Origin of the sequence: Pseudomonas sp. TH43, assembly GCF_016650635.1 — a bacterium.
Lineage (GTDB): Bacteria > Pseudomonadota > Gammaproteobacteria > Pseudomonadales > Pseudomonadaceae > Aquipseudomonas.
On record NZ_JAEKFI010000001.1, the window covers coordinates 1,092,939 to 1,110,636 of the forward strand.

20 protein-coding genes and 1 pseudogene are annotated in these 17,698 nt (G+C 59.2%); 10 read left to right on the forward strand and 11 right to left on the reverse strand.

What is annotated here, in order from left to right:
- Positions 1–90 precede the first annotated feature (90 nt).
- Together JFT81_RS04915 and ggt are read right to left on the reverse strand one after the other, a co-directional pair.
- Positions 91–1,101 carry a lysozyme inhibitor LprI family protein gene (locus JFT81_RS04915; protein ID WP_201226345.1) on the reverse strand — a complete coding sequence of 337 codons (1,011 nt, stop codon included), beginning with the start codon at positions 1,099–1,101 and terminating at the stop codon, positions 91–93.
- Between the two features lie 646 nt (positions 1,102–1,747).
- Positions 1,748–3,475 carry a gamma-glutamyltransferase gene (gene ggt / locus JFT81_RS04920; RefSeq protein ID WP_201226346.1) on the reverse strand — a complete coding sequence of 576 codons (1,728 nt, stop codon included), beginning with the start codon at positions 3,473–3,475 and terminating at the stop codon, positions 1,748–1,750.
- A gap of 151 nt (positions 3,476–3,626) precedes the next feature.
- Between ggt and JFT81_RS04925 the strand changes: the two are divergent.
- A pseudogene (locus JFT81_RS04925) lies at positions 3,627–4,112 on the forward strand (methylated-DNA--[protein]-cysteine S-methyltransferase); the annotation flags it as partial.
- A gap of 127 nt (positions 4,113–4,239) precedes the next feature.
- Here JFT81_RS04925 and JFT81_RS04930 read toward each other — a convergent pair.
- From JFT81_RS04930 to JFT81_RS04945, 4 genes are all read right to left on the reverse strand, one after another.
- Positions 4,240–4,827, reverse strand: coding sequence for an NUDIX domain-containing protein (locus tag JFT81_RS04930; protein ID WP_201226347.1), 588 nt, complete (start codon positions 4,825–4,827; stop codon positions 4,240–4,242).
- 97 nt (positions 4,828–4,924) lie between these two features.
- Positions 4,925–5,944: a chitinase gene (locus JFT81_RS04935; protein ID WP_201226348.1), complete on the reverse strand. Its 1,020-nt coding sequence runs from the start codon at positions 5,942–5,944 to the stop codon at positions 4,925–4,927.
- A gap of 40 nt (positions 5,945–5,984) precedes the next feature.
- Positions 5,985–6,620: a lytic polysaccharide monooxygenase auxiliary activity family 9 protein gene (locus tag JFT81_RS04940; RefSeq protein WP_201226349.1), complete on the reverse strand. Its 636-nt coding sequence runs from the start codon at positions 6,618–6,620 to the stop codon at positions 5,985–5,987.
- A 223-nt stretch (positions 6,621–6,843) separates the two neighbouring features.
- Positions 6,844–7,281, reverse strand: a complete 438-nt coding sequence (locus JFT81_RS04945) for a hemerythrin domain-containing protein (RefSeq protein ID WP_201226350.1) — start codon at positions 7,279–7,281, stop codon at positions 6,844–6,846.
- A gap of 149 nt (positions 7,282–7,430) precedes the next feature.
- Here JFT81_RS04945 and JFT81_RS04950 point away from each other — a divergent pair, with 149 nt between their 5' ends.
- Positions 7,431–7,856 carry a GNAT family N-acetyltransferase gene (locus JFT81_RS04950; RefSeq protein ID WP_201204551.1) on the forward strand — a complete coding sequence of 142 codons (426 nt, stop codon included), beginning with the start codon at positions 7,431–7,433 and terminating at the stop codon, positions 7,854–7,856.
- Between the two features lie 110 nt (positions 7,857–7,966).
- Here the strand turns inward: JFT81_RS04950 and JFT81_RS04955 are convergent, their stop codons facing one another.
- Complete coding sequence (locus JFT81_RS04955) at positions 7,967–8,317, reverse strand: hypothetical protein (protein WP_201226351.1); 351 nt, start codon at positions 8,315–8,317, stop codon at positions 7,967–7,969.
- A 134-nt stretch (positions 8,318–8,451) separates the two neighbouring features.
- On the opposite strand from JFT81_RS04955, the gene JFT81_RS04960 reads away from it, so the two are divergent.
- The 8 genes from JFT81_RS04960 to JFT81_RS04995 all read left to right on the forward strand — a co-directional run bounded on the left by JFT81_RS04960 (position 8,452) and on the right by JFT81_RS04995 (position 13,170).
- Positions 8,452–8,781 (forward strand): DUF6388 family protein, encoded by a 330-nt coding sequence (locus tag JFT81_RS04960; protein WP_201226352.1) that lies wholly within the window; start codon positions 8,452–8,454, stop codon positions 8,779–8,781.
- A gap of 25 nt (positions 8,782–8,806) precedes the next feature.
- A complete protein-coding gene (locus JFT81_RS04965) occupies positions 8,807–9,511 on the forward strand; it encodes a YoaK family protein (protein ID WP_201226353.1) in 705 nt (234 codons plus the stop codon).
- Positions 9,512–9,703: 192 nt separating this feature from the next.
- The gene (gene tusD / locus JFT81_RS04970; protein WP_201226354.1) at positions 9,704–10,096 is read left to right on the forward strand and encodes a sulfurtransferase complex subunit TusD; all 393 of its coding nucleotides are present in this window, start codon (positions 9,704–9,706) and stop codon (positions 10,094–10,096) included.
- A gap of 1 nt (position 10,097) precedes the next feature.
- Positions 10,098–10,454: a sulfurtransferase complex subunit TusC gene (gene tusC / locus JFT81_RS04975; RefSeq protein ID WP_201226355.1), complete on the forward strand. Its 357-nt coding sequence runs from the start codon at positions 10,098–10,100 to the stop codon at positions 10,452–10,454.
- Positions 10,454–10,747 carry a sulfurtransferase complex subunit TusB gene (tusB, locus tag JFT81_RS04980; protein ID WP_201226356.1) on the forward strand — a complete coding sequence of 98 codons (294 nt, stop codon included), beginning with the start codon at positions 10,454–10,456 and terminating at the stop codon, positions 10,745–10,747. Before tusC ends, tusB begins: the two co-directional genes overlap by 1 nt.
- Complete coding sequence (locus JFT81_RS04985) at positions 10,744–11,079, forward strand: TusE/DsrC/DsvC family sulfur relay protein (RefSeq protein WP_201226357.1); 336 nt, start codon at positions 10,744–10,746, stop codon at positions 11,077–11,079. The genes tusB and JFT81_RS04985 overlap by 4 nt, the downstream gene beginning before the upstream one ends.
- Positions 11,076–12,077 carry a glycosyl transferase family protein gene (locus tag JFT81_RS04990; protein WP_201226358.1) on the forward strand — a complete coding sequence of 334 codons (1,002 nt, stop codon included), beginning with the start codon at positions 11,076–11,078 and terminating at the stop codon, positions 12,075–12,077. Before JFT81_RS04985 ends, JFT81_RS04990 begins: the two co-directional genes overlap by 4 nt.
- Positions 12,078–12,168: 91 nt before the next feature.
- On the forward strand, positions 12,169–13,170 hold the full coding sequence (locus JFT81_RS04995) for a glutathione S-transferase family protein (protein ID WP_201226359.1): 1,002 nt from the start codon (positions 12,169–12,171) through the stop codon (positions 13,168–13,170).
- 116 nt (positions 13,171–13,286) lie between these two features.
- Here the strand turns inward: JFT81_RS04995 and cysG are convergent, their stop codons facing one another.
- From cysG to JFT81_RS05015, 4 genes are read right to left on the reverse strand one after another with little or no spacing between them, the layout of a single operon-like run.
- Complete coding sequence (cysG, locus tag JFT81_RS05000) at positions 13,287–14,681, reverse strand: siroheme synthase CysG (RefSeq protein WP_201226360.1); 1,395 nt, start codon at positions 14,679–14,681, stop codon at positions 13,287–13,289.
- Positions 14,682–15,962: a serine--tRNA ligase gene (gene serS / locus JFT81_RS05005; RefSeq protein ID WP_007908080.1), complete on the reverse strand. Its 1,281-nt coding sequence runs from the start codon at positions 15,960–15,962 to the stop codon at positions 14,682–14,684.
- 15 nt (positions 15,963–15,977) lie between these two features.
- A complete protein-coding gene (gene crcB, locus JFT81_RS05010) occupies positions 15,978–16,352 on the reverse strand; it encodes a fluoride efflux transporter CrcB (RefSeq protein ID WP_053121588.1) in 375 nt (124 codons plus the stop codon).
- On the reverse strand, positions 16,352–17,674 hold the full coding sequence (locus JFT81_RS05015) for a replication-associated recombination protein A (RefSeq protein WP_201226361.1): 1,323 nt from the start codon (positions 17,672–17,674) through the stop codon (positions 16,352–16,354). Before JFT81_RS05015 ends, crcB begins: the two co-directional genes overlap by 1 nt.
- Between the last annotated feature and the right edge of the window lie 24 nt (positions 17,675–17,698).

The window sequence follows — 17,698 nt, forward strand, 5'->3', positions numbered from 1 at the left end:
GAGTTGCTTGAGGGGATTTGCGGGCTGCTGTGCAGCCCATCGGGGATGAATCCCCTCGCCACAGGGATTGTGTCGTAGCAAGGGGCGGGGTCAGGGCATGAATTCGATGGGCCGATCGAGATTGGTTTTCATGCGTTCGCTCCAGACTTGCAAGGCTTGAGGCAGGCGGTTTTTCCACTTCGGTTCATTGGTGTAATAGCGCAGGCGCGATTTGCCGCCATCGTATGTCACCAGCAGTACCCAGAAGCGCGCGCCGCCGGCACGCATGACCACGCCGGTCCCGCCCAGACCGCGCATCCACATCTCGGTGACCTGACTGTCCGGGACGTCGGATGACGGTTCAGCGGTCATCAACGAACCCGACATTTCCACCGCCCTTTGGTAGTCGTTTTCAAGTAGCGCGTGCAAGGCCTGGTTGTCGGCGGGCGTTCGCGCCAGGCCCAGGCTGAGCATGTCGTAATCCAGGCTCAGCCGCTGCTCCGAGGCGATAAAGCGGCCGGTGTAATACACGCCCATGCCGGCGCTGCAATAACCGCCAGCGTCCGTTTGCGAGATATCCAATACACCATTGATCGGCGTGAGCAACAGGGTGCATTCGTCCTCTGAGTAGATCGCTTTGCCGTCCTTGAGCGTGGCGACGCCCTCAAGATCGCCGGAGTTGCCGCCCTCAGCCGCCTCTATGCTGACGATGATGTGCGTGGCGTCGCGGCGCTGGGTAGTCGCGGTCGCCGACGTTGAGGTGCCGGGCGGAATCAGTTGCCAGGTCGCGTCCCAGTTGAAGGGTTGAGTGGCGTGCTCAAGTTCGGCCAGACGCATCAAATATTGACGGCGCAAGCAGGCCGTCAGATCGACACAGCCGTTGCGATTTTTCAGCCATTGGCGTTGATCGGTCTTGAGCGCCTTGGGATCGGGGACGCCGGCCAGCGTCGCGCGCCAACGCTCTGCGAGCTGCTCGTCGAGTCGCGAAAGATCCGCATCGGCACAAATGGCTTTTTCAGATTTGCTGCCAGCGCTGGCGCAATCGAAACTGCTGGCGTGGACGACAGAGGTAAACACGAGGGCCGTCAGCGCCAGGGCATGACGGAGGGTCAAGGCGAACATCGATAGATTCCATTCTTCAGACGGCGCGCATTATGCCAGTGATCCTCGTTGCCCGAACCGGCGCTTTCGCGAGCAAGCTCAGCTCCTACAGATTTTGGGGATGTTTGGGGAGTTGTGGTCATGCCGAGCAACGGTAGGAGCAAAGCTTGCTCGCGAAGACTTCGGCACAGGCAACATCTGCATCGTCTGAACCGGCGCTTTCGCGAGCAAGCTCCGCTCCTACGGGTTTGGGGGGTGTTTGGAGGGTTGTGGTCACGCCGAGCAACGGTAGGAGCAAAGCTTGCTCGCGAAGACTTCGGCACAGGCAACATCAGCATCGTCTGAACCGGCGCTTTCGCGAGCAAGCTCAGCTCCTACGGGTTTGGGGGATGTTTGGGGAGTTGTGGTCATGCCGAGCAACGGTAGGAGCAAAGCTTGCTCGCGAAGACTTCGGCACAGGCAACATCTGCATCGTCTGAACCGGCGCTTTCGCGAGCAAGCTCAGCTCCTACAGGTTTTGGGGATGTTTGGGGAGTTGTGGTCACGGCGAGCAACGGTAGGAGCAAAGCTTGCTCGCGAAAGCGCCGGCACTGCCGGCATCGTCAGTAATGCGGTGTTGAGCCTTCAAAGAAAGGGGCGGACGCGAGCCCGCCCCGTTTTAACTCCCTCAATAGCCCAGTGACAACCCGGTATTGCGCCGTGGGTCGTTGGCGCCGTAGAAGCGGTTTTTCCCTACCGGTTTACCGCCCAGCGACGGTGCACCGACCAGAATCGCAGCGATGTGGTTGGCATCTTGCGGGCCGGCAAACTTGTGGCCCCAACTCTCCAGAATCTTCCGGGTATCGGGACTCGCGGCGAAGTCTTCGAGGTTGGTTTCCTCCGGCATCCATTGCTGGTGGAATCGCGGCGCGTCGACTGCTTCCTGCAAGCCCATGCCGTAGTCGATGACGTTGAGCATGGTCAGCAAGGTCGCGGTGATGATCCGGCTACCGCCCGGCGTACCCACCACCATGACCACTTTGCCGTCCTTGGTGACAATGGTCGGGCTCATCGACGACAACGGCGCCTTGCCTGGGGCGATGGCGTTGGCTTCCCCCTGCACCAGACCGTACATGTTTGGCACGCCGACCTTGGAGGTGAAGTCATCCATTTCGTCATTGAGGATCACCCCGGTCTTGCTCGCCATCACGCCCGCGCCGAACCAGTCGTTGAGGGTGTAGGTGACTGAGACCGCATTGCCCCACTTGTCGACGATCGAATAGTGCGTGGTGTTGCTGCCTTCATGGGGTGCGACGCCGGGTTTCAGTTCCGCCGATACGCCAGCCTTCTGCGGCTGGATCGCGTTGCGTAATTTGGTCGCGTAGTTTTTGTCGAGCAGGTGCTCAAGCGGATTTTTGACGAAATCCGGATCACCAAGGTAGCTGTTGCGATCGACGTAAGCGTGGCGCATTGCTTCGATCTGGTAATGCATGCCCTGGGCCGAATGGAAGCCCAGATCCTTCATCGGATAGCCTTCGAGAATGTTCATGATCTGGCAGATGACCACCCCGCCAGAGCTTGGTGGTGGTGCCGAGACCACGTGATAACCGCGGTAGTCGCACTCCACCGGAGCCAGTTCGCGAGTCTTGTACTTGTCGAGGTCGGCCTGGGTAATGATGCCCTTGTTGGCCTGACTGGAGGTGACGATGGCGTCGGCCACCCAGCCTTTATAGAAACCGTCAGCACCTTTTTCGGAAATGCTGCGCAGGGTCTTGCCGAGATCCTTCTGCACCAGTTTCTGCCCAACCTGCATCGGCTCGCCGTTATGCAGGAAGATCGAGCCGGAATCGCGCATGTCCTTCTTGAACACATCGGTGGCGTACTCAAGCAACTCGACGTCACCCTGCTCCAGTTCGAAGCCGTCCTCAGCCAGTTTGATCGCCGGGGCGATCATGTCCTTGCGCGGTTTGGTACCGTACTTGCTCAGCGCCAGCTCCATACCAGAGACAGTGCCTGGCACGCCGACGGCCAGGTGCCCGCGTGTGCTGAGGTCGGGAATGACATTGCCTTCTTTGTCGAGGTACATGTTGGCCGTCGCCGCCAACGGGGCTTTTTCGCGGAAATCGAGGAAGGTCTTGCGCCCGTCCGCCAGTTGAATGGTCATGAAACCGCCACCGCCGAGGTTACCGGCCGCGGGATAAACCACCGCCAGCGCATAACCCACGGCGACCGCCGCATCCACAGCATTGCCGCCGTTTTTCAATACATCGACGCCGACATGAGTGGCCAGATGTTGCGCGGTGACCACCATGCCGTTTTCTGCAGCAACCGGCGCTACCGAAGCAGCGTGAGCCATGAGACAGCTGAGTGCCAATGAGGTCGCTATCAGCGATTTGGCCAAAGGTTCGTACTTCATGAGTCGATCTCTTTTTTTGTTTTAGGGTCTGTGCAAAACAGAGGGGAGCGCTTCAAGAGCAACAAGCAGTATGGTCGGCTTTGCGGTTTGCGCCTCCCCGATCAGGCAGTATGCTGAGCGCTGTTGTCGTGCTGATCCGGAGCCTGCTGTCATGCCTTACACGTTCATCACCCTGCCCTCGCCGGTCGGCGAACTGAAGCTGGTCGCGAACGGTTCAAGACTGGCAGCCATCCTCTGGGAAAACGACAAACCGAGTCGGGTGCGTCTCGGCTCGATGAGCGAAGCGCGGGACAATCCGATTCTGCTCAAAACCGCTCGGCAGCTTGAGGAGTATTTCGCCGGTACGCGGGATCACTTCGATCTGGAGCTGGATTTTGTTGGTACCGATTTTCAAAAACAGGTCTGGGCAGCGCTGCTGACCATCCCGTTTGGCGAAACGCGCACATATAGCCAGATTGCCGAGCAGATTGGCAACCCTTCCGCGGTGCGGGCGGTCGGTGCGGCAAATGGGCGAAATCCGATTTCCATCATTGCACCGTGCCACCGGGTTATTGGTGCTTCGGGAAAACTGACCGGATTTGCCGGGGGGCTTGCGGCGAAGGAACGGTTGTTGAGGCTGGAGGGTGGTGACTGGGCACAGGTCGGTAAACCGGGGATTTGTTTTAGTCAGTTAAAACAGATCAAGAGATCGCAGCCTTCGGCAGTTCCTGCCCTGGAATGCGTTTTCCTGTAGGAGCTGCCGAAGGCTGCGATCTTTTGATTGATCAGGTAAACAGGTTATTCATCGCCGCATACTGCAAGAGCATGATGGTCTTGGCATCGCAGATCTCGCCGCGATGGAACGCTGCCAGCGCATCATCGAAAGACCATTCCAGCACTTCCAGCTCTTCGGTCTCTTCTTCCAGACCACCACCGTCACTGACCTTCGATGACGTGTCGTATTCAGCAATGAAGAAATGCAATTTTTCGGTCACCGAGCCCGGACTCATGTACGCCTCGAACACCTTCTTTACATCGCTGACGCGGTAGCCGGTTTCTTCCTCGGCTTCCGCACGAATGCGTTGCTCCGGCGCTTCACCTTCAAGCAAGCCCGCCGCCACTTCGATCAGCAATCCGTCATGACCGTTGACGAACACCGGCAAGCGGAACTGCCGGGTCAGCACCACGCTGCGCTTCTCACGGTTGAACAACAGTATCGCCGCGCCATTACCGCGGTCGTAGACCTCGCGAGTCTGGCGCTGCCACTCGCCGTTATTGCGGTGATAGTCGAAGGTGATTTTCTTCAACAGATACCAGTCGTGGGACAACACCTGAGTGTCGACGATGTTGACCCGCTCGGCGGTATTGGGCATGACGTTCAGTCCTTTTTCTCATCAATAAGCAGCCATGGTCGAACAATCGCGCCCACAAAAAAAGCCCGGCAGCGCTACCGGGCTTCTTTATTTACAGCTAACCGGCGAGGGTTCCGTGAATCAGCGGGCCATACCGCCGGCTGAACTCCCAGCTGTACGGCACATGATCCTTGTTAGTGCCGTTGTCCCAATTCACCGACCAGGTCATCAGACCCTTGATCGGTAGCCCCTTGATCGCCAGACGCTTGAGCACGTTACCCACCACGGTCTTGTCGATGACATAACCGGTAGCAGCCGCGTCGACGTTGGCTGGCAGACCGATGACAAACTTGTCCGATGGGATCTTTGTGAACCCCCGCGTCCCGGTCACCAGACTTTCGGTCAGGTAGTAGAGGAAATCCTCCTTCAGCGCATCGTTGTTCTGCGCGATCCACGCACCTGCGCCATTGTTGGCTTCCGGTACCCAGACACCATCGCCGCCTTGGTTATAAAACTGCGGGGCAATGAAGTCGTAGTAGCCCTCCAGTGCTTGCAGGTAACCGACGTATTTGCCGGTGCTGGTCAGGTACGGAAACTCCGGGGCCATGCTGATGATGAAATGCTTGCCCTGGCCTGCGTAGTGATCCTTGACCAGTTTCAGTGCGGCCGGCAGCACAGTCTTGTTGGCAGCGAAATCAATCGCGCTCTGTTCAAGATCGATGTCCAGCCCATCGAAGCCGTAGGTTTCCACCAGACGGATGATTTCATTGGCCAGCGGTTGCTCCTGACCGGCGCGCAGTTCGATGTGTGCGTCAGCGCCACCCAGGGAAATCAGCACCGCCCGCCCCTGACTGTTGAGTACGCCGACCTGACGGCGAAACTCGGCGTCGGAAACGTTGAACGGCTTGAAGGTCGGAATACCGCTGCCCTTCATGAACGCCACCGCGACCACGTTGTATTCCTTGGGCACATCTTCCAGCGAGAGGCTGGCGAAGCGCCCTTGACGGTAACCATCACTCGGCCCCGCCGGCCAGTTATGCCAGAAGCCCATGAGGATCTTTTTGCCGGCAATGCTCGGCATCAGCGAAGCTGCATCGCTCGCCGGGTTTTGCATCAAAGAGAAGTCGATTTTTGACATGTTCTAATCCTTCAGAACGTATGAGTTCAGCTTCGCCGCCTTATTTGAAGTCGACGTCGAAGGCCTGATAGAAAGCGTTGCCGGTGTTGGCGACAATCCACATCAGCACGATGACGTGATGACCTTTTTTGCCGTCAGGCAGTTTCACCGAGTGATTGACCTTGGCTTTCAGCTCATTCGGATAGCTGTAATACGGCACTTGGGTGTAGAAGTCCTCGAAGAACGGCTGCGCTTCGAGTTGCGCGCGGCTGATGCGTTGTTTCGGGTCCCAGCCATCCTTGGTGATCAGCCAACGATAGCCGCGAGTGGTGTGCGGCGCGGTGTATTCCCATTTGACTTCGAGGACCTGCCCCGGGGTGACATTCAGCAGCGGCCAAGTAAAAGGCCGGCCGAGTTTTTTGCTCATTTCCTCGCTGGTGAAGTTCACACAATCGCGGGCATCGGTCTTGCCACCGCTGAGAATGTAGCCATCAGCCGGCGGCGCGACACTGGCCGAGTCGGTCTGGTATGGCGCAGGAAACGGACCGGCCACCAGTGCCGGGAAGTTCTTGCCTCCCTCCATTTCGTTAACCTGCCAGGCGCCGAGCAATCCTTGCTCGATAGCGACCGCACCGCGGCTCGCCGGGGAGGTAACGCGACCGTGTCGCAGTTGGGTTTGTGCTTGTGGTTGATTCATGTTTTTCACTCCGTTGATTTAAGAACTCTCCCTTCCGAGGAGAGGCCTTCAAGCTAACGGAGGTGGTTTTTTTGTCCATCGGCGCTTTTGTCGCACTCAGACAAGACACACCCCACAAAATCACGAAAACACTGGATGGATGAACAGTGTATTGCGAGCCGTCGCACTCGGCGTGTAGGCAAAGGCGTACACGCCGAGGCTACGAAAACCTGCATTCAGCGATTTACGGCAGTTGCGCCTGGAACTCTTTTTCGTATTGCCCGGCGAGTTGCACTTTCTGCTTTTCGTCGAGCAATTTACCGGCCATCTGGAAGAATTTCTGTTCCTCTTCCTCAAGGTGATGGTGAACCTTTTCCGACAATTTTTTCGCCGTGGCCAGCCAGGCAGGGCTGGACATCTCGGTCTCGTCGAGTTCCTCCATCATCTCGTCCATTTCGTGGTGTTCGGAAATGGCATGGCGACTGAGATCGACACCGTTGTCGAACTCCATCAACGGAATGTAGAAGTGGCGTTCTTCGGCGGTTTCGTGGGCTTGCAGTTCGGCTTTCAACAATTTGTAAGCCTCCACCCGTTCCGGGGTGTCACCGCTGGTTTTGATCAGGCTTTTGGCGTAGGTACGCTGGCGGTCATGGCTTTCGCGAAGGGCTTCGAAAATGTTCATGGGATGTCCTCATCAACCGCGTTCTGGAATGACGCTGTAAAGGCTAGACCTCGGCATTTGCGCAGCGGTTCCACCGGTTTTGCGCAGGGACTTGGAACGCGACCGTCGAGCAGGATAGTCTGGCGTCCCAGACCACAAGGAAGTCATGCATGAACTTGCGTATCGAGCTGTCGCAGAACCCCAACGAAGAACAACGCAACGCGATTCTGGCACCATTGCGAGCCCATAACGTTGCCAAGGCCGGGCCGTCGAAGCTCGAGCCGTTGGCGCTGTTGGTGCGCGATGAGCACGACGCGATCCTGGGCGGCCTGTATGGCCACACGTTTTATCGCTGGTTATTCATTGAACTGCTGGCGGTGCCGGAACAAGGTCGCGGGCAGGGCATCGGATCGCAACTGATGCAGATGGCTGAAGACTTTGCACGCAAGAACGATTGCGTCGGGATCTGGCTCGATACTTTCTCGTTTCAGGCGCCGGAGTTTTACCGGAAGGTGGGATACGTCGAGTGTGGCGAGATTGTCGATTATCCGCTGGGGCATAAGCGGCATTTCTTCCAGAAGCGGCTTGTAGGCTGACCGGAGCGACCCTATCGCGAGCAGGCTCACTCCTGCATTGTTCGTGTCGTTCACAACTCCAATGCAGAAGTAAGCCTGCTCGCGATGGCGGCGTTTGTCTCACAGCATTCTCAGAGGCAGGTTGCCAACGCCGCCAAACGCCGCTTGGCAACAAAATCATCCTTCTGCGCGTAGTAATTCAGCGTCGTGCCCGAGGGCTCGGTGATGACATCGACAAACGATTCAGCGGAGCGCGTATACACCGTGGTGCCACCCGGCTTGCGTGGCTCCAGGTAAGCCCCTGCATCCACACCGAACACCGCCTCGTCCTGCCAGCCAAATTGCACGCACTGGGAAACGACTTTCTCGGCTTTGTCCGAAGTCAAAACCCTGGAAGGTGTTTTAGTGCGAGCATCGTCCATCACCGATCCCGCGCAACCGGCCAGCAGCGTCGCCGCCAGCGCTACCATCAGCATTCGCATTGCATTCGCTCATTCAGAAAAAAGCGGACTGTATCACCGCAGCAGCCGGAATCGTTCTGCTTTACTGCATTTATAGCGCGACACGCACGCACCGCTGCGGCAACCTAAGGTCATCAGCCTCACAAGGAAAACCCATGGCGCCTACCGATCAGCGACATGAACACGCCCTGAAAAAGTTTCTCGACGCGCGGCCTGACTTGCGCGAAACCCTCGACCATCTCAATCCATTGCTGGCCCAGGCCAAAGGCGAAACCCAGGCACAGTATCGTGAAGAGCGTCTGCACGAAGCCTTTGAGGCGGAAGCAGAACATCTTGGATTGTTCGCCTGGGAACTGACGCTGCAACTGACCGCTGATTCGCCTGAGGAGTATCAGGCGCAGCGTCTGGAAGTGCACCGTGAAGTGGCGGAAATGGCCGGGATGGACTGGCTGGAATACTGCGAACTGTATGGCATAGAACCGTAACCGCCACTCAAGGACTCTTGTATCGATGCTGCCCTCGACCTCAACCCGGCATGCCAGCCCCGGTCATCTGCACACGCAGAAATGGCGCGGTCGCGTGGGACTGGCGCTGGTCGCGAGCCTGTCGGTACTGGCTGGGATGACCGACGCCATCGGTTTCATGGCCAGCGGCGATTTCGTCTCGTTCATGAGCGGTAACACCACTCGATTGGCGGTGGCGATCAGTGATGGCGACTGGGGGCTGACGTTGCGCCTGGTCATCCTCGTGGCCACGTTTATAGTCGGCAATGCCTTGGGCGTGTTGATCGCACGACTGGGCGGCCGGCGCACGTTGCCGTTGCTGCTGTGCATCGCCACTCTGCTCTGCGCAGCGGCAGCCTGGCCTGCCGACGCGCAGTTGCCAGCGCTGCTGGCGGCGATTGTCGCGATGGGCATGCTTAACGCAGCCGTCGAAGAAGTGAACGGACTGCCGGTGGGGCTGACCTACGTGACCGGGGCACTGTCGCGATTCGGCCGAGGACTGGGGCGCTGGATGCTCGGCGAGCGCCGCAGCGGCTGGCGGGTGCAACTGGTGCCGTGGAGCGGCATGTTTGTCGGGGCGATTCTGGGTGCAGTGCTGGAACATCATCTGGGGCTCAAGGCCTTGTTCGTCAGCGGCTTGCTGGCGGCGACGCTGGGCGTGCTGTCGCTGACTATCCCGCGGCGCTGGCAGTTGGGCTATATGCCCCGCTGAAAACGCACTTAATACTGTAGGAACTGCGGCACGCTGCGATCTTTTGATCTTGTTTTTAAAAAGCAAAATCAAAAGATCGCAGCCTCGTTTCACTCGACAGCTCCTACAAGCTCATGCACTCAGGCAACTTGGGTTTCGCCGCTACACCGATAAAGCTTTATCATGGCCGCAGTTTTGCAGATCGAGTCCGTCATGAAGTTTGCCATCGCGCTGTTTTCCGCCGCCCATGCGCCCTCCTCGCGCCGTGCCCTGCTGTTTGCGCAGGCGGCACTGGCCGGCGGGCATGAAATTGTCCGGCTGTTTTTCTATCAGGATGGCGTCTACAACGCCTCCGACGCGGTAGTCACTCCGCAGGATGAACTGGACTTGCCCAAGCAATGGCGCAGTTTTATCGCCGAGCAGAAACTGGATGGCGTGGTGTGCATCGCCGCCGCGCTACGCCGTGGCGCGCTCAATGCTGAAGAAGCCAAGCGCTATCAACGAGAGGCTATTTCGGTGAGCGCTCCGTGGGAATTATCCGGCCTTGGTCAGTTGCATGACGCGGTGCAAGACGCCGACCGTCTGCTCTGTTTTGGAGGCGCATGAGATGGCCAAATCCCTGTTGATCATCAGCCGTCAATCGCCGTGGTCCGGCCCCGGTGCCCGCGAAGCCCTGGACATCGTGCTCGCTGGCGGCGCGTTCGATCTGCCGATCGGCCTGCTGTTTCTGGATGACGGCGTGCTGCAACTCGCAGCCGGGCAAAACGCCAAGGCGTTGCAACAAAAAGACCTCAGCGCCAATCTGCAAGCGCTGCCAATGTTTGGCGTCGAAGAGTTGTTTTATTGCGCCGACAGCGCCGCCACTCGCGGTCTCGCCGATCTGTCCCTGGACGCGGCGCAGCCGCTCGCAGCCGAGCAAATCACCGCGCTTATTGACCGTTACGACCAGGTGATCACCCTCTGATGTCGACTTTGCATGTATTGTCTCATTCCCCATTCGGCGACGATCGCCTCAACAGTTGCCTGCGCTTGCTCGGCAGCGCTGATGCTGTGTTGCTGTGCGGTGACGCAGCCTACGCGCTGCAACCCGGCACCGCGCCGTTCCTGGCGCTGCAAAGCCGCCAGATCAAATTACTCGTGCTGACCGAAGACGCTCAGGCGCGCGCCGTGCAGGTCCCGGACTGGGCCGAAGCCATCGATTACCCGGCCTTCGTCGAACTGTCGATCCACCATGACAAGGTCAACAGTTGGCTATGAACTCCATGACCGTCGACGCCCGCGCCATCGAACTGGACAAGGACGGCTTCCTCGTCGACCTGAGTGATTGGTCGCACGATGTCGCCAGCGCCCTCGCTGCTGCCGAAGAAATCGAGTTGACCGCCGAACACTGGGAAGTCCTCGAACTGCTGCGCAGTTTTTATGCCGAATTCCAGCTGTCCCCGGCCACGCGGCCATTGATCAAGTACACCGCACTCAAACTTGGCCCGGACAAAGGCAACAGCCTGCACCTGAACCGACTGTTCAAAGGCACCCCCGCCAAACTCGCCGCGAAACTGGCGGGCCTGCCCAAACCGACGAATTGCTTATGACCGACTTTCCAGCACTGACCCTCGAAACGCCCGCCGAGCATCCGTTCGCCCAATTCGTGCGCATCCTCGGCAAGGGTAAACGTGGCGCCCGCGACCTGACCCGTGAAGAGGCCCGGGAAGCCATGGGCATGGTGCTCGACGACAAGGTCGAAGACACCCAGTTAGGTGCATTCCTGATGCTGCTGCGGCACAAGGAAGAAAGCGCCGAGGAAATGGCCGGTTTCACCGAGGCCCTGCGCGAACGCTTGCGGGCGCCAGCCCTGAATGTCGATCTGGACTGGCCGACCTATGCGGGCAAAAAACGCCATCTGCCTTGGTATTTGCTGGCGGCTAAATGCCTGGCACAGAACGGCGTGCGCATCTTTATGCACGGCGGCGGCGCGCACACCGCCGGGCGCCTGTACAGCGAGCAATTGCTCGGCGAATTGAACATCCCTTTGTGTCGCACCTGGCAGCAGGTCGGCTCAGCACTGGATAACGGTGGTCTGGCGTTCATGCCGTTGCTGGACTGGGCGCCACAGCTGCAGAACATGATCGACCTGCGCAACACCTTGGGTCTGCGTTCGCCGATTCATTCGCTGGCGCGGATTCTCAACCCGCTGGGCGCACGTTGCGGCCTGCAAAGCATCTTCCACCCCGGCTATCAGGCCGTGCACCGTGATGCCAGTGGCTTGCTCGGCGACACGGCGATTGTGGTCAAGGGCGACGGCGGCGAAATCGAGATCAACCCGGATGCCGACAGTCACCTCTACGGCACCACCGGCGGCGAAAGCTGGGACGAGGAATGGCCGCAATTGTCGGCGCAACGCCACGTCAAACCGGCATCGCTGGACGTTGAGCATTTGAAAGCCGTGTGGCGTGGCGACGTGATCGACAGTTATCCGCAAATGGCCCTGATTTCGACCATGGCCCTGGCCTTGCGCGGCCTCGGTCAATCCCGTGAACAGGCTTTCGAAACCGCCGAACAATACTGGGCCGCACGGGATAAATCGATTTAATCGATCATAGGCGCCCGATCTTTGCGCTTTTCGTTCGAACTCATGGGCATAGACTCGGCTCCAACGTTTATTGGATTGTGGAGTCTTGATCATGGGTTTACTCGTTGATGGCCACTGGCAGGACAAGTGGTACGAAAGCAGCAAGGACGGCGCGTTTCAGCGCGAACAGGCAAAACGGCGCAACTGGGTTACCGCTGACGGCCAACCTGGCCCAAGTGGCGAAGGCGGTTTTGCCGCCGAAGCCGGGCGCTATCATCTCTACGTGTCGCTTGCCTGCCCCTGGGCGCACCGCACCCTGATTCTGCGCAAACTCAAAGAGCTGGAAAGCCTGATCGACGTTTCGGTGGTCAGCTGGCTGATGCTGGAAAACGGCTGGACCTTCGACAAGGCTCACGGCTCGACCGGCGACAAGCTCGATGGCTTTGACTTCATGCACCAGCGTTACACCGCCGACACTGCCGATTACACCGGTCGCGTGACGGTGCCAGTGTTGTGGGACAAGAAGCTCAAACGCATTGTCAGCAACGAGTCAGCGGAGATCATCCGCATGTTCAACAGCGCGTTTGATGGTTTGACTGGCAACGAGCTGGACTTCTACCCGGCGCCGTTGCGCGGGGAAATCGATGCGTTGAATGAGCGGATTTATCCGGCGGTGAACAACGGCGTGTATCGCGCCGGGTTTGCCACGTCGCAACAGGCTTATGAAGAAGCGTTTGATGAGGTGTTTGCCGAGCTTGATCATCTTGAGCGCGTATTAGGCGCCAACCGCTATCTGACCGGGGAATACCTGACTGAAGCAGACATTCGCCTCTTCACCACGATCATCCGTTTTGATGCGGTGTATCACGGGCACTTCAAGTGCAACCTGCGGCGGATTGCCGATTACCCGAATCTGTCGAACTGGTTGCGTGAGTTGTATCAGTGGCCGGGGATTGGCGAGACGGTGGATTTCCAGCACATCAAAAATCATTACTACGGCAGTCACAAGACCATCAACCCGACGGGGATCGTGCCGAAGGGGCCGGAGCAGGATTTCACCGTGGCCCATGATCGGGCGCGGTTGGCTGGGAAAGAGGTTTGGCGACAAGGTTGATTGATGCGGTGTTTTTGCAGGCCTCTTCGCGAGCAGGCTCGCTCCCACACTGGATCTGTGTCGTGCACAAATCCCCTGTGGGAGCGAGCCTGCTCGCGAATGGGGCGACTCGGTATTCAGACCTGCGCCTGAGCGCCTTCGAACCAAGCCAGCTTTTCGCGCAGTTGCACCACTTCACCGACGATCACCAGCGTTGGCGCATGCACTTCATGCTCCGCCACCAGTCGCGGCAAATCGGCCAGCGTGCCGGTGAAGACCCGCTGATTGACCGTGGTGCCCTGCTGAATCAGCGCTGCCGGGGTATCTGCCGAACGCCCGTGCTTGATCAACTCCTCACAAATCACCGGCAACCCGACCAGGCCCATATAGAACACCAGCGTCTGCGCCGGCGCGACAAGGTCGGCCCACGGCAGATCGGTGGAACCGTCCTTCAAGTGCCCGGTAACGAAGCGAACTGACTGCGCGTAATCACGATGGGTCAGCGGAATCCCGGCATACGCCGCGCAACCACTGGCCGCTGTAATGCCCGGTACCACCTGGAAGGGAATGCCGTGAGCTGCCAATTCCTCGATCTCTTCGCCGCCGCGGCCGAAGATGAACGGATCACCGCCCTTCAAGCGCACCACGCGCTTGCCGGCCTTGGCCAGATCCACCAGTTGCTGGTTGATCTGGTCCTGCGGCACAGCATGTTCGGCGCGACGCTTGCCGACGTAAACCCGCTCGGCATCACGACGGCACAGCTCGATAATCGCTGGGGCGACCAAACGGTCGTACAGCACCACATCGGCCTGCTGCATCAATCGCAAGGCCTTGAAGGTCAGCAGATCCGGGTCACCCGGACCCGCGCCAACCAAATACACCTCACCGGTGGTGACTGCCGCCTCGCCATCAATCTTGGCTTGCAGCAGACGTTCGGCTTCGGCGCCCTGCCCGGCCAGTTGCCGATCGGCAATCGGGCCTTGAAACACGTCTTCCCAGAACCCACGACGTTGCTGCACATCCGGAAACAGGCTTTTCACCTGGTTACGAAAACGTGCAGCGAGTCCGGCCAATTGGCCGTAAGTTGACGGAATCCAGGTTTCAATCTTGGCGCGAATCAACCGCGCCAGCACTGGCGCATCGCCGCCGCTGGAAATAGCCACGATAAGCGGCGAGCGATCCACAATCGCCGGGAAGATCACGCTGCACAAGGCAGGCGCGTCGACCACGTTGACCGGTACACAGCGGCGATGAGCATCGGAAGAAACTTGTGCGTTCAGCGCTTCGTCGTCAGTGGCAGCGATGATCAGCCCGCAACCGTCCAGATCCGCTTCGACGTAACCGCGCAACAGGCATTCGCCGCCAGAGGCGACGACCAGTTCACGCAGTTGCGCTTCGATTTCAGGTGCGACCACCCGCAGCAGCGCACCGGCATCGGCCAGCAGGCGGGATTTGCGCAAGGCAATTTCCCCCCCACCGACGACCAACACACGACTGCCGCGCAGGTTGTGAAACAGCGGCAGATATTTCATTTAGCCGATGACCTCAAGGCCACCCATGTACGGCTTCAGTACGTCCGGCACACGGATCGAGCCGTCAGCCTGCTGGTAGTTTTCCAGCACCGCAACGAGGGTACGACCCACCGCCAGACCGGAACCGTTGAGGGTGTGTACCAGTTCAGGCTTGCCGGTTTCCGGGTTACGGAAACGTGCTTGCATGCGACGGGCCTGGAAGTCGCCGCAGTTGGAGCACGAGGAGATTTCGCGGTACTTGTCCTGGCTCGGGATCCACACTTCGAGGTCGTACGTCTTGACCGCGCTGAAACCCATGTCGCCGGTGCACAGCGCCAGGGTGCGATAAGGCAGACCCAGCAGTTGCAGGACTTTTTCGGCGTTGGCGGTCAGGCCTTCCAGCGCTTCCATCGAGGTCGATGGCTCTACGATCTGGACCATTTCAACTTTGTCGAACTGGTGCTGACGAATCATGCCGCGAGTGTCGCGGCCCGACGCGCCGGCTTCGCTGCGGAAGCACGGGGTATGGGCGACGAACTTGATCGGCAACAGTTTCGAGTCAACGATTTCGCCAGCAACGATGTTGGTCAGCGACACTTCGGCCGTCGGGATCAGGTACAGATCGGCTTCGCCTTCGCGCGCGATCTTGAACAGGTCTTCTTCGAACTTCGGCAGTTGACCGGTGCCTTGCAGGGCTGGAGCCTGAACCAGATAAGGCGTGTAAGCCTCTTCGTAGCCGTGCTCGTTGACGTGCAGGTTGATCATGAACTGCGCCAGTGCGCGGTGCAGACGCGCGATCGGGCCACGCAACAGCGCGAAACGTGCGCCGGACAGCTTGGCGGCGGTTTCAAAGTCCAGCCAGCCGAACTTCTCGCCCAGGGCAACGTGGTCTTTCACTTCGAAATCGAACGCAGTCGGGGTGCCCCAGCGGCGCACTTCGACGTTGTCGTCTTCGTCTTTGCCGACCGGAACGGATTCATGCGGCAGGTTGGGGATGCCCAGCAGGATCGAGTCCAGTTCGGTCTGGATCGCGTCCAGCTCGACTTTACCGGCACTCAATTCGCCCGCCATACGCTCGACGTCCGCCATCAACGGCGCGATGTCTTCGCCGCGCTGCTTGGCCTGACCGATGGATTTGGAACGCGCGTTACGCTCAGCCTGCAGTGCTTCGGTGCGGGTCTGGACGGTCTTGCGCTGTTCTTCCAGCGCTTCGATGCGCGCGGTATCCAGGGCAAAGCCACGGGAAGCCAGGCGGTCCGCTACGTCCTGGAGGTTGCTACGTAACAGTTTGGAATCGAGCATGTCGGTTTCTCGTTATCAAAGTTTGGTCAAAGACAGGCCAGCCCACGTCGCGAGCAGCCCGCCGAATACGCTGAGTGCCGCATAGCCCAGGGCTAGCGGCACCTGCCCGCTTTCCAGCAGGCGCACCGTATCCAGTGAAAAGGATGAAAAAGTCGTCAGCCCCCCGAGGAAGCCGACCATCAACCCGGCGCGCACCTCGATCGGCACTTCCGGGCGTATCAAAAACAGGCCGTACAACACGCCAATCAGCAGACAGCCCACGATATTAACGGCCAGCGTCGCGGTATAGAAGTGCCGCGGCCAATTGGCGTTGATCCAATTGCCGGTGGCGAAGCGCAACAACGTGCCGGCAACCCCGCCGGCGGAGACCGCAATGATCAATGGAAGCACTATTTTCTCCGCTGCCGAGGGCTTAAACGGTCAAGTTGCGCGAGGTGGTTGAGCTTCTCGCCGATCTTCAATTCGAGGCCGCGCGGCACTGGTTGGTAGAACGGGATCGGCTCGAGTTCTTCCGGAAAATAGTCTTCACCAGCGGCGTAAGCGTCCGGTTCATCGTGGGCGTAGCGGTATTCGTCGCCGTAGCCCAATTGCTTCATCAGTTTGGTCGGCGCATTGCGCAAGTGCAGCGGCACTTCCAGCGAACCGTGTTCGGCGGCAGCGCGCAGGGCGGTTTTGAACCCCATGTACACCGCGTTGCTTTTTGGCGCGCAGGCCAGATAGGTGATGGCTTGAGCTACGGCCAACTCGCCTTCCGGGCTGCCGAGACGCTCTTGCACTTCCCATGCGGCGAGGCAAAGGCTCAGCGCGCGGGGATCGGCGTTGCCGATGTCTTCGCTGGCCATGCGTACCACGCGCCGCGCCAGGTACAGCGGATCGCAACCGCCGTCGATCATCCGCGCAAACCAGTACAAAGCGCCGTCGGGGTTGGAGCCGCGTACCGACTTGTGCAGCGCCGATATCTGGTCATAGAACGCTTCGCCGCCCTTGTCGAAACGCCGACGCGTATCGCCGAGCAGACTTTGCAGGAGCTCGGTACCGATCTCGCTGTTGTCTTCGGCCAGATCAGAGGCGTTTTCCAGCAGATTGAGCAGACGTCGGCCATCGCCATCGGCGGCCGACAGCAGCATCTGGAAACCTTCGTCGTTGAGCGTCAGGTTGCGTTTGCCCAAGCCGCGCTCTTCGGTAAGGGCGCGGTGCACCAGTTTGCGCAGCGCCGCCTCGTCGAGGCTTTTCAGCACGTAGACGCGGGCACGCGACAACAAGGCGTTGTTGAGTTCAAACGAAGGGTTTTCGGTGGTAGCGCCGATGAAGATCAGCGTGCCGTCTTCAACGTACGGCAGGAACGCGTCCTGCTGGGATTTGTTGAAACGGTGTACTTCATCGACGAACAGAATCGTGCGCTTGCCGTACTGGCCGGCCTGCTGCTTGGCGATTTCAACGGCCTGACGGATCTCCTTGACCCCGGCGAGCACTGCCGAGACCGTTTCGAAGTGCGCGTCCGAGACTTCCGCGAGCAACCGTGCCAACGTGGTTTTACCCACGCCCGGCGGGCCCCAGAAGATCATCGAATGCAGGGCACCCTGCTCCAGCGCCTCACGCAGAGGCTTGCCGCGAGCGAGTAAGTGCTCCTGACCGACGTACTCATCCAGATTGGTCGCGCGCAAACGCGCGGCCAGTGGCTGGGCAATCGGTGCACTGCGAAACAGATCCATCACGTAACGTTGAAACCTCTGATT